Raw genomic sequence first — 15,869 nt, forward strand, 5'->3', positions numbered from 1 at the left:
CTCTGCCACATTAAAAACTACTATCTTCTCTATGCACGGGTCTTTTTCTTAATTTGACTCGGATAGCCACAATATTTGTCTGGTCATCTGCTACCATCCGCGCAGTTTAATTCCGTTTCGGATGGTTATATGTCTCACTCACTCAAAAAAATGACCCTTACCGGGCTCATCCTGATGATTTTTACGTCAGTTTTTGGCTTTGCCAATAGCCCGTCCGCGTTTTATCTGATGGGCTACAGCGCGACGCCGTTTTATATCGTTTCCGCGCTGTTCTTCTTTATTCCGTTTGCGCTAATGATGGCGGAGATGGGGTCGGCGTACAGGAAAGAAGAAGGCGGCATCTATTCGTGGATGAACAACAGCGTCGGTCCGCGTTATGCGTTTATCGGTACGTTCATGTGGTTTTCATCCTATGTCGTCTGGATGGTCAGCACGGCGGCCAAGGTCTGGGTGCCGTTCTCAACGTTTCTCTTCGGTGCGGATAAAACGCAGGTCTGGTCTCTGGCGGGGCTGAGTTCCACACAGGTGGTCGGTATTCTGGCGGTGTGCTGGATGGTGGTTGTCACGCGGGTGGCCTCGAAAGGCATCAACAAAATTGCCCGTATCACTGCCGTTGGCGGAATTTCCGTGATGTGCCTGAACCTGGTGCTGCTGCTGGTCAGTATCGCTATTCTGTGCCTGAACGGCGGGCATTTCGCACAGGAAGTCAACTTCGTTTCATCGCCTAATCCGGGTTACCAGTCCGGGCTGGCCATGCTCTCCTTCGTGGTGTTTGCCATCTTTGCTTACGGTGGAATTGAAGCCGTGGGCGGGCTGGTCGATAAAACCGAAAACCCGGAAAAGAACTTCGCCAAAGGCATTATCTTTGCCGCCATCGTCATTTCCATTGGCTACTCGCTGGCGATTTTCCTCTGGGGCGTCAGCACCAACTGGCAGCAGGTACTGAGCAATAACACCACCAACCTCGGCAACATTACCTACGTGTTGATGAAAAGCCTGGGGGTGACGCTGGGCAACGCCATGGATCTCGCGCCGGAAACGTCGGCCACCCTGGGGATCTGGTTTGCGCGGATTACCGGTTTGTCGATGTTCCTCGCCTATACTGGCGCGTTCTTCACGCTGATCTACTCGCCGCTGAAAGCGATTATTCAGGGGACGCCAAAGGCGCTGTGGCCTGCACGTATGACGCAGCTGAACGCTGCCGGTATGCCTGCCAACGCAATGTGGATGCAGTGCATGCTGGTGTGCGTGTTCATTCTGCTGGTGTCCTTCGGCGGCGATACCGCGTCGGCGTTCTATAACAAGCTGACCCTGATGGCAAACGTATCGATGACGCTTCCGTACCTATTCCTGGCGCTGGCGTTCCCGTTCTTTAAGGCGAAGCGGGATCTGGAGCGACCGTTTGTGATCTTCAAAACCCGCGTGGCGACGCTGCTGGCGACCACTGTTGTGGTGCTGGTCGTCGCGTTCGCCAACATCTTTACCGTCATTCAGCCCGTGGTTGAGGCAAATGACTGGAGCAGCACGCTGTGGATGGTTGGCGGACCGATCTTCTTCTCGCTGCTGGCAATGGGGATTTATGAGAACTACCGCCGCCGCATGATGACCTGCGTGGCAGAAGTGGCATAGCGGATGAAAAAACCCCTCCCGGAAGGGAGGGGGAAATGGATTATAAACTTCCCGCCGGGCGCGAACGCGCCGCAGATGTCAACGTTCTTCCTGTCTTACGTCCGTCCAGCGTTTCCAGACGCATCTGGAAAGGTGGGAACGGCATATCAATTCCGTGCTCGCGGAAGCCAGCCAGGATCAGCTGGTGGATCTCATGGCGCAGCGGCATACGGTGTCCCATCTCGGCGGCGTAGATACGCAGCTCGAAAATCTGGATCCCCTGCTGCAAATCAACCAGGAAGACTTCCGGCGGCGGGTTGTCGATTACCAGCGAACAGCGTTCAGCAGCCGTATACAGGATCTGCGTCACCTCTTCGCTGTTGGCATCCGACGGAGCGGGTACGGTCAGCACCACACGCGTGACGGAGTCAGACAGCGACCAGTTGATAAACTGCTCGGTGATAAACGCTTTGTTCGGGACGATGATCTCTTTACGGTCCCAGTCGCTGATGGTGGTGGCGCGGGTGTTGATCCTGGTGACGCTGCCGGTCAGATCGCGGATGGTCACCGTATCGCCAATTCGAATCGGCTTTTCAAACAGAATGATCAGACCCGAGACGAAGTTGGCAAAGATCTCCTGTAAACCAAAGCCCAGGCCTACGGTCAGGGCGGCAACCAGCCATTGCAGTTTTGACCATTCGATACCAATCATCGAGAAGCCAACCAGCCCACCAAACAGCATGATTAAATACTTGGTAATGGTGGTGATCGCATAGCCTGTGCCGGGGGTTAAATCCAGATGCTGCAACAGCGCCAGCTCCAGCAGGGCAGGGAAGTTACGGATCAGCTGCGTGGTGATAATGAGTACCAGAATCGCAATCAGCACGGCCCCTAAGGTGATGGGCTCCAGGCTTTCGACCCCCTGCACCGTCGACGTCACATCCCACAAAGAGATGTTCTCCAGGAAGCCAAACGCAGAGTGGATTTCCGACCACAGGAAGATCACCGACAGCAGGGCAACCAGCATCAGAATTGAGCGTACCAGCCGCAGGGACTGGGTACTGATCGCATCGAGATCCAGTTCGACGTCATCGGCGTCTGAAGTCCCTTCGGTGCTGTTGACGTGGTTCGGCTCTTCCTCACCCCGCGCGCGCTGGGCCAGTATTTCTGCGCGACGATGTTTGGCACGGTCAAACGCCAGACGACGACGCTGGATCAGCATGCCGCGGCGAATAACATGGTAGACCACCAGCAGCAGGAACCAGATAGCTACTGACGTTTCCAGCCGTGCGAGCAGCGCCTGCGATGTGGCGAGATAACCGACAGCCGCCGCCAGCATCGCCGCCAGCGGCGCGCTAAGCAGCAGGTTCCACAGCAGACGGTTAAACATGTTATCGCCACTGCCGGACTTGTCGAGATAGAGCGGGATCCCGGCGCGCTTCAGGCTGAGCGTCACTACCGCTAATGCCCCGCAGATCAGCATAAAGCACAGACGTCCCAGCGAGCCGGAGAACTCCCGGTCATTGAGATTATCGAACATGATCAGCGCCATAATCAGCGGCACAATCAGCCCGATGCTCATCAGGTAATAGCGCATCGCCCGCGCCACGCGATTACGCGGCCAGCCAAAGTGAGCGATGAACAGACCATTTGGCCGCGCAAACGTGGCGCAAATCATCACCACCCACAGCAGCGGAACGGTGGCGGTCACGCCATCGCCAATTGCGACGGCAAGCGGATAGGGCCAGGCTTCACGCAGGCCGTATCCGAGCGTCATCCACAGCACCGGCAGCGGAGACGCGACCAGAATTGACCAGAACACTGTACGCAGCGTCAGCCAGAAGTGATCCTGTGTCACTTTCCCCACCCGGGCGCTGGAGCGCTCAAGGAAACGGGTGAAGTGGCGACGGGAATAAATACTGAAACCCACCAGAATCAGTGCCCCCAGCAGCGGGAAGATGGTCTCCTTACTGGTGAGCATCATCACGCTGGCGAGACCCAGCTGGCTGAAGGTGTCCAGCGAAATGAGGCGGCGCAGATCCTGCACGATCTCAATCGGCCAGGCGAAGGTCATCGGCCGCACGTCGGATGTCCAGAACAGGTAACGGTGCGTGGCTTCGTTGACCTCTTTCAGCGCGTCCTCCAGCTGGCTGTTTGAGACTTTCAGCTTGGTGAGTTCGAGGATCAGCGTATCGCCCCCCTGCAACAGGGAATTGAGCAGTTCGCGTTGGGTGTGCAGCTGCGCTTCCAGAATACGGCTTTGCTCGCCGGTGAGCGGCTGTCCGTCAGCCTGACGGATCTGGCGGATTTGCGGCTGCTTATTAAGAAGGTCTTCATAATGAAGACGCTGAACGCGCAGCTGCGCCATCTCCGTATCAAGCTGCTGCGGTTTTGGCATCTCTGGCAGACGAGCCACCTGCGCGCGTAACGCTTCGCCCAACAGGTTAGACGAGCCAAGCCACTGGGACTGTTCACGCAGCGTGTTGAGAGCCTGACGAACCTGGAGGGTTTGATTAGTGGCCTGACGCTGCTGCGAGGCCACCAAATCCATGCGCTGCGCCTGCTGATTCAGCGCGGCAGAAAGCTCGCGGTTAACCTTAAACTGGGCGACGATGCTGTCGGGCAGGTTAGCGCTGTTTTCGGCCAACAACTCGGTGCTTTCCAGCGCACGTTCAGCTTCACGCTGACGCTGGCTGTTGAGTTGATTTCTCAGCGCCTGGAGATACGCATCCAGCTGTTCGCTCTGCTTCTGCGCCAGTTCCGAACGCATCCGCGACAGCTCCTGGCGGTTGTTAGCAGAAAGCTGTGCCAGCTCCAGTTCATCAACCAGTGCTTTTAGTCTGGCGGATTCCGCCTGTAGCCCAAGATTTTGGGCCTGATTCTGCGGGGTGTTGCCGGTCTGCGTCCCAATGCGGCGTTCCACCTCATTTAACTGACGGCGGGCATCGGTTTGCTGCTGTGGAAGCTGACTGAGAGAGTCGGCAATTTCACGCGCCCGTTCCTGCTCCTGCTGTGCCAGACGGCTTTTTTCCAGCAGCTGGCTGCTGACTTGCAGGATCTCCTGATTCAGCGCCTCGGACGTCATCCCTGCGGGTACCTGGCGTGGTTCATCACGCAGGCTGTTTAACTGCGAGCGCAGGGTTTGAGAGAGTTTGGGGAAGTTGTCGATAACCTGCTGATATTGCTGGGCGCGCTCAAGAGAACCCTTTCGTTCCTCAAGTGCGTTCAGTGCAGACTGGAGCGACTCAACGGCCTCCGGCTGAGCGGGTTTCGCCGCTTTTGCCTGCTCCAGCTCCTGGGTTATCTGTTTGGCGTCGGGGGCCGTCGCTGCGTACGCCCCCATGCTGAGGCACCAGGCCATCAGTAATACGATAATCGGGCGCACGTCAGCGATCCTTCTGTTGTTAACCTTCGTCTTTTTTGTCGTCAACCAGCGGGCTGGCATCGTGCTCGGCTTTGATCTCTTCTTCCGGCAACGGGGCTGGCGCAACGTCTGGCGTTGCAAAGACCTCCGTCGATACTGCCAGAGGCTGGCCGAGTTTGGTCACGGACAGGCTTTCCAGCTCGTCGACAAGGTTAACTTTGCCCGGTGCGAACAGGTTGATTACCGTTGAGCCCAGCTTGAAGCGGCCCATCTCCTGACCTTTCAGCAGGGCCACAGAACCTTCTTCTTCCCCGGCAGGCCAGGTCCAGCGCTTGATCACGCCTTCGCGTGGCGGCGTAATGGTGCCCGCCCAGACGGTTTCGATGCTGCCCACAATGGTAGCACCTACCAGAATCTGCGCCATTGGGCCAAATTCAGTATCAAACAGGCAGATGACGCGCTCGTTACGGGCAAACAGGTTAGGGACGTTTTGCGCCGTCAGGTGGTTTACAGAGAACAGATCCCCCGGCACGTAGATCATCTCGCGCAGGATGCCGTTACACGGCATATGAACGCGGTGGTAGTCGCGTGGGGAGAGATAGGTGGTCGCGAAAGTCCCGTTGCGGAACAGATCCGCCATTATGTAGTTACCGGCCAGCAGCGCTTCCAGGCTGTAGTTATGGCCTTTCGCCTGCAAAATTTTGTCGTCTTCAATTTTACCCAGCTGGCTGATCACGCCGTCAGCAGGCATCACCAGCACGTTCGGGTCGGTATTCAGCGGGCGCACTTCGTCGCGCAGCGGACGCACAAAAAATTCGTTGAAGGTGCGGTAGCTTGCCGTATCCGGTTTCTGCGCTTCTTTCATGTCGACCTTGTAGTATTTCACGAACAGGTCGATGACCAGTTTGGTCAGCCAGCCCGCTCGTTTGCTCGCGCCCCAGCCCGCCAGGCGAGTGAGCCACAGTTTAGGCAGAATGTATTGAAGCGAAAGTTTAAATGAGTTTAACAAGGTAGCCTCCAGGCCATTGTTTTGTCGTTCCTGATCCGGCAGTACGCTGCCGGAACCTGAAAAAAGGGGACGATTTTAGCGACGCTTAGCTTAGTTGTCAGTTATCAGAATCAGAAAAGTTTTTACGCGTTTTTACCTGGTCCATGCTTTCGAGAATACGATGGTAATTTTCGAAACGGGTTTCCGCTATTTCACCGTTCTCCACCGCTTCGCGGATGGCGCAGCCCGGATCGTTGTCATGTTTACAGTCGCGGTATTTGCAAGCGCCTATATAGTCATGGAATTCGACAAATCCGTTGAAGATTTGTTCCGGCTCAAGATGCCAGAGACCAAATTCACGCACACCCGGGGAGTCAATCACATCGCCGCCGTGCGGGAAGTGATAGAGACGTGAGGCGGTGGTGGTGTGCTGGCCCAGCCCGGAGACGTCCGACACATCGTTGGTCAGGATTTCTTGCTGAAGGCCGAGCAGGTTGTTAAGCAGGCTCGATTTACCCACGCCAGACTGCCCTGCAAAGATACTGATGCGGTCGGTCAGCGCATCTTCTAACGGCTTCAGGCCATCTTTGGTGCGGCTGGAAACCATCAAAACGCGATAACCAATATTGCGATAGATATCCATCTGCTCATTCACAAAGGCCATGGCCTCGTCATCCAGCAGATCGATTTTATTCAGCACGATGAGCGGCTCAACCTGTAGCGTTTCGCAGGCCACCAGGTAACGGTCAATAATGTTGAGCGAAAGTTCGGGTAAAATCGCCGAAACGATCACGATCTGGTTGATATTGGCGGCAATGGGCTTTACGCCGTCGTAGAAATCAGGACGGGTCAGAACCGACGTGCGTTCATGCACGGCTTCAACGATACCTTTAACCGTTACCCCTTCCGCAGCCGCTTTGCCTGGACGCCAGACCACGCGGTCACCGGTCACCAGGGAACGGATGGTGCGACGGATATTGCAACGGTGGATGTCCCCGTCGGCAGACTCGACATCGGCATGCATACCGAAGCGGCTAATCACCACGCCTTCCGTCGCTTCGCCAAACAGGTTGTCGTCGTAATCGGGCTTCTCCGTAGTGGTTTTAAGACGGCGCTGGTGATTTGCATTCACGCGGCGCTGCTGCCCTTTGGAGAGTTTATTTTTACTCAATCGCGCTGGCTCCTGGTCGCCCATAGCGGGCAAAACCTCTATGATACACTCTAATTAATACTAGTTAACCTGCTACTGCCGGTTAAGCGAGAAGGGTGGAAAATAACATGAGCGCGGACGAAAACAACCTGATTTGGATCGATCTGGAGATGACCGGCCTGGATCCCGAGCGCGATCGCATTATTGAGATCGCCACACTGGTCACCGATGCCAACCTCAATATTCTGGCGGAAGGCCCAACGATTGCCGTGCACCAGTCCGATGACCAGCTTGCGCTGATGGATGAGTGGAACGTGCGTACCCATACTGGCAGCGGGCTGGTGGAACGCGTGAAGGCCAGCACTCTGGGCGACCGCGAAGCGGAACTGGCGACGCTTGAGTTTCTGAAGCAGTGGGTGCCGGCAGGAAAATCGCCTATCTGTGGCAACAGCATTGGGCAGGATCGTCGTTTCCTGTTTAAGTACATGCCGGAGCTGGAGTCCTACTTCCACTACCGCTATCTGGATGTGAGCACCTTAAAAGAGCTGGCTCGCCGCTGGAAACCGGAAATTCTCGACGGCTTCACAAAGCAGGGGACGCACCAGGCAATGGACGACATCCGTGAGTCTGTTGCGGAGCTGGCGTACTATCGCGAAAACTTTATTAAGCTTTAATTTTGCGATCCGGCGCCTTGCGTGGCCGGGTTTTTGTCGCTAAATTGTTCAGCTTGCCGATTAAATAAGCACTTGAACTGAATTTCAAAAAAATCGCTTTGAGGGGGGTTGCAGCTAAACGGATTTCTCGTATAATGCGCCTCCCGTAACGACAGAGAATTACACGTTACGACAGCAACAAAAGCAGTACAGATTTGCGGGAATAGCTCAGTTGGTAGAGCACGACCTTGCCAAGGTCGGGGTCGCGAGTTCGAGTCTCGTTTCCCGCTCCAAAATTTGAAAAGTATCGCAAGATACGCCAGCACCAGAACACCCAAGCGGGAATAGCTCAGTTGGTAGAGCACGACCTTGCCAAGGTCGGGGTCGCGAGTTCGAGTCTCGTTTCCCGCTCCAAAATTTGAAAGTATCGCAAGATACGCACAGCACCAGAATACCCAAGCGGGAATAGCTCAGTTGGTAGAGCACGACCTTGCCAAGGTCGGGGTCGCGAGTTCGAGTCTCGTTTCCCGCTCCAAATTCTTCTTCTTTCCTAAATTATCCACAGCGAAATGCTTCGTTGGGGACGTTTTCTATTGTATCTGAAACACTCTTGTAAACAGAGTTATCCACAGAAACTGTGATAAATCCCAGTTGTGCAAAATGTTAGCAGGGTGAATAATATCTTCGTAATTAACTGTAATCTATGAAGAAAATTTGATTTCAAAATGTTATTGAGATCACTTGACCTGTTTGCTAAACCTTATTGCGCCTGAATTCTTATTTTTATTCACAGCCTGTGAATATATCACACATCCCGTGGCAGCCCTTTTTCAATCACCCTGACCAGGCGCTGTTTCTTCGGTAACTGCACTTCAACCACGCCGGCATTTCGCTTCTCAATTTGCTGCGCAATCGCCCATTCTATGTGCTCATCAAGAAGTGGGTGCTCACCTCTGCGGCTTTCGAGCGCCTGAAGATTGGCTTCATCCCATGGGGCATTACCCAGCGCAACGGCCACATTACGCAGCCAGCGCAGGTGGCCGATACGACGTATGGCGGAACCTTCCGTCACCTTCAGGAACCAGGCTTCGCTCCAGGCGAACAGTTCGATCAACTGCGGGGCATGTAACGCCTTGCGGGGACTGAAGTCTTCTTCGTCCGTCAACTGTGAATAGCGGTTCCACGGACAAATCAGCTGGCAGTCATCACAGCCGTAGATGCGGTTGCCAATAAGCGGACGAAATTCCTCTGGAATAGCACCTTCCAGCTCGATGGTGAGATAAGAGATACAGCGGCGCGCATCAACGGTATAGGGTTCAACGATAGCGCCCGTTGGGCAGATGGTCATACAGGCCACGCAGCGGCCACACCCTTCTTCCACCGGACCGTCTACCGGCAGGGGTAAATCAATCAACAGTTCACCCAGGAAAAAGAATGAGCCCGCGTCGCGGCTTAAGATAAGTGAGTGCTTACCTGTCCAGCCAAGCCCGGCTTTTTCGGCGATCGGGCGCTCAAGAATAGGCGCAGAATCGACAAAGGGTCTAAAATTCAGCGAAACACAGTGCTGCTGAATGGTTTCCCCGAGCTTTTTTAGACGGTTGCGCAGAAGTTTATGGTAATCACGTCCCAGCGCGTATCGGCTGACGTAACCCAGCGAAGGATTTTTTAGCGTGCGCGCAAAGGCCGCGTTAGCGGGCAGATAGTTCATGCGTACGCTAATGACGCGCAGCGTACCCGGCAACAGCTCGTGGGGGCGGGCACGCATCATACCGTGACGCGCCATCCACTCCATCTCGCCGTGGTATTGTTTATCCAGCCATGCCTGTAGCTTAGGCTCGCTGGCAGAGAGGTCGGTATCGGTAATACCGACCTTCTGGAAGCCCAGTTCAGCACCCCACTGTTTTATTTTTTGCGCTAATTCATTGAGATCGAGGGGCTGTGACATGACGGACCATACTGTGAAGAAAAACCCCGCAAGTATACCACATTCCATCTGGCATGCGGATGACATCCGTCGGGCCGAAAAAGAGGCCGCAGATAGCCTGGGCGTTACCCTTTATGAACTGATGCAGCGCGCGGGCGAGGCGGCGTTTAACGTAGCGCGCACGGCTTATCCGGATGCCTCGCACTACCTGATTCTGTGCGGGCACGGCAATAACGGTGGCGATGGCTATGTGGTGGCTCGTCTTGCGGTGGCGGCGGGGCTGCGCGTTACCCTGCTGGCGCTGGAGAGCGACAAGCCGCTACCGGAAGAGGCTGGCATGGCGAGAGAGGCCTGGCTGAATGCGGGGGGCATTATTCATGCGCCTGATATTATCTGGCCCGAGGATGTCGACGTGATTGTTGATGGTCTGCTGGGGACGGGGCTGATGCGCGCGCCTCGCGATGACGTCGCCGCGCTGATTACCCACGCTAATGCGCACCCCGCCCCGGTGGTGGCGCTGGATATTCCCTCCGGCCTGATGGCGCAAACCGGCGCGACGCCGGGCGTGTCGATTGAGGCTGCGCACACCGTGACCTTTATCGCCCTGAAGCCGGGTTTGCTTACCGGTAAAGCGCGAGATGTCGTGGGGACGTTACATCACAACGCACTGGGGCTGGAAAACTGGCTGGCTGGACAGGATACCCACATCACCCGCTTTGATGCCTCCCTGCTAGCTCAGTGGCTGCCTCCGCGCCGCCCCACATCCCATAAGGGTGATCATGGCCGGCTGCTGATTATCGGTGGCGATCATGGCACGGCAGGTGCGATTCGCATGACAGGAGAGGCCGCGTTGCGCAGCGGTGCCGGATTAGTACGCGTGCTGACCCGCAGCGAAAACATTCCGCCGATTATTACCGCGCGGCCGGAGCTGATGGTCCACGAGCTTGCCCCACAGGCGATTGAAGAGGGTCTTGAGTGGGCGGACGTGGTAGTCATTGGTCCGGGCCTGGGTCAGCAGGAGTGGGGTAAACAGGCCCTGCAAAAGGCCGAGAATTTTCGTAAGCCGATGCTCTGGGATGCCGACGCGCTTAACCTTCTGGCAATAAACCCGGATACGCGTCACAATCGCATTCTGACGCCACACCCCGGCGAAGCCGCACGGCTGCTTAACTGTAGCGTGGCAGAAATTGAAAGCGATCGCTTACTTTCAGCCCAACGTCTGGTAAAACGTTACGGAGGTGTTGTCGTTTTGAAAGGGGCGGGGACCGTTATTGCCAGCGATGATGCGATGGGCATCGTTGATGCCGGTAATGCAGGCATGGCGAGCGGCGGCATGGGTGATGTGCTCTCTGGCATCATTGGCGCATTGCTCGGACAGAAACTTCCCCTTTATGATGCAGCCTGTGCTGGCTGCGTGGCCCACGGTGCGACGGCTGACAGGCTGGCTGCTCGTTACGGAACGCGCGGTATGCTGGCCACCGATCTTTTTTGCACGCTGCGGCGTGTTGTTAACCCGGATGTGATTGACGTAGAAAATGACTAATCGAGCGATTCCTTTACCTGATGAACAAGCCACTTTAGATCTCGGCAAGCGCGTGGCGCAGGCCTGTCAGGGGGCGACCGTCATTTATCTGTATGGTGATTTAGGCGCGGGTAAAACAACCTTCAGCCGTGGTTTTTTGCAGGCGTTAGGCCATAACGGGAACGTAAAAAGCCCGACTTATACGCTAGTAGAACCGTACACGCTTGAAAATATCATGGTGTACCACTTTGATTTATATCGTCTTGCGGATCCTGAGGAGCTGGAATTTATGGGGATCCGCGATTACTTTGCCAACGACGCCATTTGCCTGGTGGAGTGGCCGCAACAAGGTGCGGGTGTGCTGCCTGACCCGGATGTCGAAATTCACTTGGATTATCAGGCACAAGGGCGTGAGGCGCGCATCAGTGCGGTTTCCTCATCAGGCTGTTCCTTACTGGCGCGTTTAGCCGGTTGAGCGTAGGGATAACGGGATGATTAATCGCGTTAAAGGTTGGATTTTGGCAGCCACGGTTCTGCTGTGCGCGCAGGCCGGTGCGGCCAGCCTCTCGGATATTCAGGTGTCGAATGGCGATAGCCAGGCCCGCATTACCTTCAGCTTTATGGGCGATCCTGAATATGCTTTCTCACAAATCGACAGCCGCAGCGTGGCGCTCGATATTAAACAGTCCGGGGTGATCCAGGGGCTGCCGCTCCAGTTCAGCGGCAACAATCTGGTGAAAAGCATCCGTTCGGGGACGCCGAAGGATGCGCAGTCTCTGCGTCTGGTGGTCGATCTCACCGAAAAGGGCAAAACGAAGGCGGTTAAGCAGCAAAACGGCGCCAGTTATACGGTGGTCTTTACCATTAATGCTGATGTTCCGCCGCCGCCTGCACCTGTGGTAGCAAAACGCGTAGAAGCGCCGGTTTATACCCCAAGGCCGTCTGAGCCAGCCCGTAATCCGTTTAAATCACAAAATGACCGACTTACCGCCGTGACCAGCAGCAACACGGTGACGCGTCCGGCGGTCAGCGCGCGGCGAACGCCGGTCAGTGGCGACAAAGTGATTATCGCCATCGACGCCGGACACGGCGGGCAAGATCCTGGCGCGATTGGCCCGGGCGGCACGCGGGAGAAAAACGTCACTATCGCCATTGCCCGTAAGCTGCGTGCGCTTCTGAATGACGATCCGATGTTTAAAGGGGTCATGACCCGCGACGGAGATTATTTTATTTCAGTGATGGGACGCTCGGATGTGGCGCGTAAGCAAAACGCCAACTTCCTGGTGTCGATTCACGCGGATGCTGCGCCGAACCGTAACGCCACCGGCGCGTCGGTATGGGTACTGTCGAACCGTCGTGCCAACAGTGAAATGGCGAACTGGCTTGAAGAGCACGAGAAGCAGTCTGAACTGTTAGGCGGGGCAGGCGATGTGCTGGCAAACAGCCAGGCCGATCCGTATCTCAGCCAGGCGGTGCTGGATTTACAGTTCGGTCATTCTCAGCGCGTCGGGTATGATGTCGCCACTAACGTACTCAACCAGCTGCAAAGCGTCGGATCGCTGCATAAGCGTCGTCCGGAACATGCGAGCCTCGGTGTCCTGCGTTCACCGGATATTCCGTCGATTCTGGTAGAGACGGGTTTTATCAGTAATCACGGTGAAGAGCGTTTACTGGGAAGCGACAGCTATCAGCAGCAAATTGCTGAAGCGATTTATAACGGTCTGCGTAAATACTTTGACGCGCATCCGCTTCAGTCTGCGCCGCAGGGCGGGGCAGCCCAGACGGCAAGCGCCGCGCTGCCGGGTGAGATGACCGCGACTAATTAAGGAGAGTTCATGCCGATTCAGGTTCTACCGCCGCAGCTCGCGAACCAAATCGCCGCCGGTGAGGTGGTGGAACGCCCTGCATCGGTGGTGAAAGAGCTGGTGGAAAACAGCCTCGATGCAGGGGCGACCCGCATTGATATCGATATTGAACGCGGGGGCGCAAAGCTTATCCGCATTCGTGATAACGGCTGTGGCATCAAAAAGGACGAGCTGGCGCTGGCGCTGGCGCGTCATGCCACCAGTAAAATTGCGTCACTTGACGATCTGGAAGCGATTATTAGCCTGGGTTTTCGCGGCGAAGCGCTGGCCAGTATCAGCTCCGTTTCCCGCTTAACGTTGACCTCCCGCACGGCCGACCAGCAGGAAGCCTGGCAGGCCTACGCCGAAGGGCGCGATATGGACGTCACGGTTAAACCAGCGGCGCACCCGGTAGGCACCACGCTTGAAGTGCTGGATCTTTTCTATAACACGCCCGCCCGGCGCAAGTTTATGCGAACCGAGAAGACCGAATTCGGACATATCGACGAGATCATCCGCCGCATCGCGCTGGCACGCTTTGATGTCACTCTTAACCTCAGTCATAACGGTAAGGTGATGCGTCAGTACCGGGCAGTGGCGGAAGGCGGGCAAAAGGAGCGTCGGCTGGGCGCCATCTGCGGCACGCCGTTCCTGGAAAAAGCGCTGGCCATTGAGTGGCAGCATGGCGATTTGGCCCTGCGCGGCTGGGTTGCCGATCCGAACGCCAGTAGCGCCGCGTTTGCTGAGATTCAGTACTGCTACGTCAACGGTCGAATGATGCGCGACCGTCTGATTAACCACGCCATTCGCCAGGCCTGTGAAGATAAGCTCGGCACCGATCAACAGCCCGCCTTTGTGCTTTATCTGGAGATCGACCCGCATCAGGTTGACGTTAACGTGCACCCCGCCAAGCACGAGGTGCGTTTCCACCAGTCGCGTCTGGTGCATGATTTTATCTATCAGGGCGTCGTTAGCGTTTTGCAGAAGCAGGCTGAGCCAACGCTGCCGCTGGAAAACGACGTTCCTGCACCGCGATCGCTGCCAGAAAATCGCGTGGCGGCCGGACGTAACCATTTCGCTGAACCCGCAGCCGCGCGCGAACCAGTGGCTCCGCGTTTTTCGTCAGCGGGAAGCGCACCGCGCCCGACGGGCGCCAACTACCCAAATGCCCAGCCGGGGTATCAAAAGCAGCAAGGGGCGTTATACCGTAAATTGCTGGACACCCCAGCCGTGGAACGGAAAGAACATATTGAGGTATCCCCGTCTTCCCTTGACGGACATAGCCAGAGTTTTGGCCGGGTATTGACGATTGTCGCCCCGGACATGGCACTGCTTGAACGCGAGGGGAAATTGATGCTGCTGGCGTTGCCGGTAGCGGAACGCTGGCTTAAACAGGCGCAACTGACGCCAGGGGAAAACGCCGCCTGCGCTCAGCCGTTACTGATCCCGGTTCGGTTGAAAATAAACCATGAGGAAACAGGGGTTTTGCAGCGTGCCCAGGCGCTTCTTGCCGAAATGGGGATTGAAATCGTACTGGACGCGCAGCATGTGACAATTCGCGCAGTGCCTTTACCCTTACGCCAACAAAATTTACAAAACTTGATTCCTGAACTGATAGGCTACCTGGCGCAACAAACGACGTTTGATGCCGCCGATACCGCGCAGTGGATCGCCCGCCATCTGGCCAGCGAACATTCGCCGTGGAGTATGGCGCAGGCGATTACCGTTCTGGCAGAGGTGGAACGCCTCTGTCCACAGCTGGTGAAAGCGCCGCCAGGTGGTTTGTTACAACCTGTTGATTTAAAAACGGCGATGACCGCCCTGAAACATGACTGATGTAAGTAAGGCGAGCCTGCCAAAGGCGATTTTTTTAATGGGGCCAACGGCCTCCGGTAAAACGGCGTTAGCCATTGAGTTACGTAAAGTTTTGCCAGTAGAGTTGATTAGCGTTGATTCAGCCCTCATTTACCGAGGAATGGACATCGGCACGGCGAAGCCCAACGCAGACGAACTGCGTGCGGCACCGCACCGTTTACTGGATATTCTCGACCCGGCACAGGCTTACTCCGCAGCAGATTTTCGCCGCGACGCCTTAGCTGAGATGGCCGAGATTACCGCCGCGGGACGCATACCGCTGTTAGTTGGCGGCACGATGCTCTACTTTAAGGCGCTGCTGGAGGGGTTATCGCCTCTGCCATCGGCCGATCCGGAAGTGAGAGCGAAGATTGAGCGGCAGGCGGCAGAGCAGGGGTGGGACGTTTTGCACAGGCAACTGGAAGAGATTGACCCGGTTGCCGCAGCGCGGATCCACCCAAACGATCCGCAAAGGCTTTCCCGGGCACTGGAAGTTTTTTTCATTTCGGGTAAAACTTTAACGGAACTGACGCAAACGTCAGGAGACGCTCTGCCGTATCAGGTGCATCAGTTCGCCATCGCCCCGGCGAGCCGTGAACTGCTCCATCAACGAATTGAGCAGCGTTTTCATCAGATGTTGGCTTCAGATTTTGAAGCAGAAGTGCGGGCGCTTTTTGCCCGTGGAGATTTGCATACGGACATGCCTTCCATTCGTTGTGTGGGATACCGCCAGATGTGGTCGTATCTTGAAGGCGAGATTTCATACGATGAAATGGTTTACCGAGGTGTTTGCGCCACGAGACAGTTAGCGAAGCGCCAGATCACCTGGTTGCGCGGTTGGGAGGGGGTTCACTGGTTAGACAGTGAAAAACCACAACAGGCGTTAAACGAAGTGATTGAGGTTATTGGTGATATCGCTGACTGAATGTGTACAATTAAGCCGTATCGTGCGCAATTTTTCA

General features: G+C 55.9%; 11 protein-coding genes and 3 tRNA genes. 10 read left to right on the top strand and 4 right to left on the bottom strand.

The annotated features are described in order from the left end of the window. The first annotated feature begins 129 nt into the window (after nt 1–129). Nucleotides 130–1,629: a glutamate/gamma-aminobutyrate family transporter YjeM gene (gene yjeM, locus ACQG11_RS11715; RefSeq protein ID WP_063200716.1), complete on the top strand. Its 1,500-nt coding sequence runs from the start codon at nt 130–132 to the stop codon at nt 1,627–1,629. 40 nt (nt 1,630–1,669) lie between these two features. Here yjeM and mscM read toward each other — a convergent pair whose 3' ends face one another. The 3 genes from mscM to rsgA all read right to left on the bottom strand — a co-directional run bounded on the left by mscM (nt 1,670) and on the right by rsgA (nt 7,131). Next, nucleotides 1,670–4,993: a miniconductance mechanosensitive channel MscM gene (mscM, locus tag ACQG11_RS11720; RefSeq protein ID WP_426728377.1), complete on the bottom strand. Its 3,324-nt coding sequence runs from the start codon at nt 4,991–4,993 to the stop codon at nt 1,670–1,672. Between the two features lie 19 nt (nt 4,994–5,012). Next, a complete protein-coding gene (gene asd / locus ACQG11_RS11725) occupies nt 5,013–5,981 on the bottom strand; it encodes an archaetidylserine decarboxylase (protein WP_022646813.1) in 969 nt (322 codons plus the stop codon). Between the two features lie 97 nt (nt 5,982–6,078). Next, nucleotides 6,079–7,131, bottom strand: a complete 1,053-nt coding sequence (gene rsgA / locus ACQG11_RS11730; RefSeq protein WP_072202591.1) for a small ribosomal subunit biogenesis GTPase RsgA — start codon at nt 7,129–7,131, stop codon at nt 6,079–6,081. A gap of 107 nt (nt 7,132–7,238) precedes the next feature. Between rsgA and orn the strand changes: the two genes are divergently transcribed. The 4 genes from orn (at nt 7,239) to ACQG11_RS11750 (ending at nt 8,298) form a co-directional block, all read left to right on the top strand. Further along, nucleotides 7,239–7,784: an oligoribonuclease gene (gene orn, locus ACQG11_RS11735; protein WP_003855965.1), complete on the top strand. Its 546-nt coding sequence runs from the start codon at nt 7,239–7,241 to the stop codon at nt 7,782–7,784. Between the two features lie 196 nt (nt 7,785–7,980). Continuing rightward, nucleotides 7,981–8,056, top strand: a tRNA-Gly gene (locus ACQG11_RS11740). A gap of 45 nt (nt 8,057–8,101) precedes the next feature. After that, nucleotides 8,102–8,177: transfer RNA gene (locus ACQG11_RS11745), tRNA-Gly, on the top strand. 45 nt (nt 8,178–8,222) lie between these two features. After that, nucleotides 8,223–8,298 (top strand) — tRNA-Gly (locus ACQG11_RS11750). Nucleotides 8,299–8,568: 270 nt separating this feature from the next. On the opposite strand, the gene queG is transcribed toward ACQG11_RS11750, so the two are convergent. Then, the gene (gene queG, locus ACQG11_RS11755; protein ID WP_015572463.1) at nt 8,569–9,708 is read right to left on the bottom strand and encodes a tRNA epoxyqueuosine(34) reductase QueG; all 1,140 of its coding nucleotides are present in this window, start codon (nt 9,706–9,708) and stop codon (nt 8,569–8,571) included. Here queG and nnr point away from each other — a divergent pair. Genes nnr through miaA form a run of 5 tightly spaced genes read left to right on the top strand, consistent with a single transcriptional unit; the run spans nt 9,707 to nt 15,832 of the window. Continuing rightward, nucleotides 9,707–11,230, top strand: a complete 1,524-nt coding sequence (gene nnr, locus ACQG11_RS11760) for a bifunctional ADP-dependent NAD(P)H-hydrate dehydratase/NAD(P)H-hydrate epimerase (RefSeq protein WP_320684405.1) — start codon at nt 9,707–9,709, stop codon at nt 11,228–11,230. The genes queG and nnr overlap by 2 nt on opposite strands. After that, a complete protein-coding gene (tsaE, locus tag ACQG11_RS11765; protein WP_003855970.1) occupies nt 11,223–11,684 on the top strand; it encodes a tRNA (adenosine(37)-N6)-threonylcarbamoyltransferase complex ATPase subunit type 1 TsaE in 462 nt (153 codons plus the stop codon). Before nnr ends, tsaE begins: the two co-directional genes overlap by 8 nt. 16 nt (nt 11,685–11,700) lie before the next feature. Continuing rightward, nucleotides 11,701–13,035: an N-acetylmuramoyl-L-alanine amidase AmiB gene (gene amiB / locus ACQG11_RS11770; RefSeq protein ID WP_163347289.1), complete on the top strand. Its 1,335-nt coding sequence runs from the start codon at nt 11,701–11,703 to the stop codon at nt 13,033–13,035. Between the two features lie 9 nt (nt 13,036–13,044). Beyond that, a complete protein-coding gene (mutL, locus tag ACQG11_RS11775) occupies nt 13,045–14,889 on the top strand; it encodes a DNA mismatch repair endonuclease MutL (RefSeq protein ID WP_063150714.1) in 1,845 nt (614 codons plus the stop codon). After that, complete coding sequence (miaA, locus tag ACQG11_RS11780; protein ID WP_023299133.1) at nt 14,882–15,832, top strand: tRNA (adenosine(37)-N6)-dimethylallyltransferase MiaA; 951 nt, start codon at nt 14,882–14,884, stop codon at nt 15,830–15,832. The genes mutL and miaA overlap by 8 nt, the downstream gene beginning before the upstream one ends. The last annotated feature ends 37 nt before the right edge of the window (nt 15,833–15,869 follow it).

The sequence above is a fragment of the Enterobacter cloacae complex sp. 372C4 genome, from assembly GCF_050030615.1.
Lineage (GTDB): Bacteria > Pseudomonadota > Gammaproteobacteria > Enterobacterales > Enterobacteriaceae > Enterobacter > Enterobacter intestinihominis.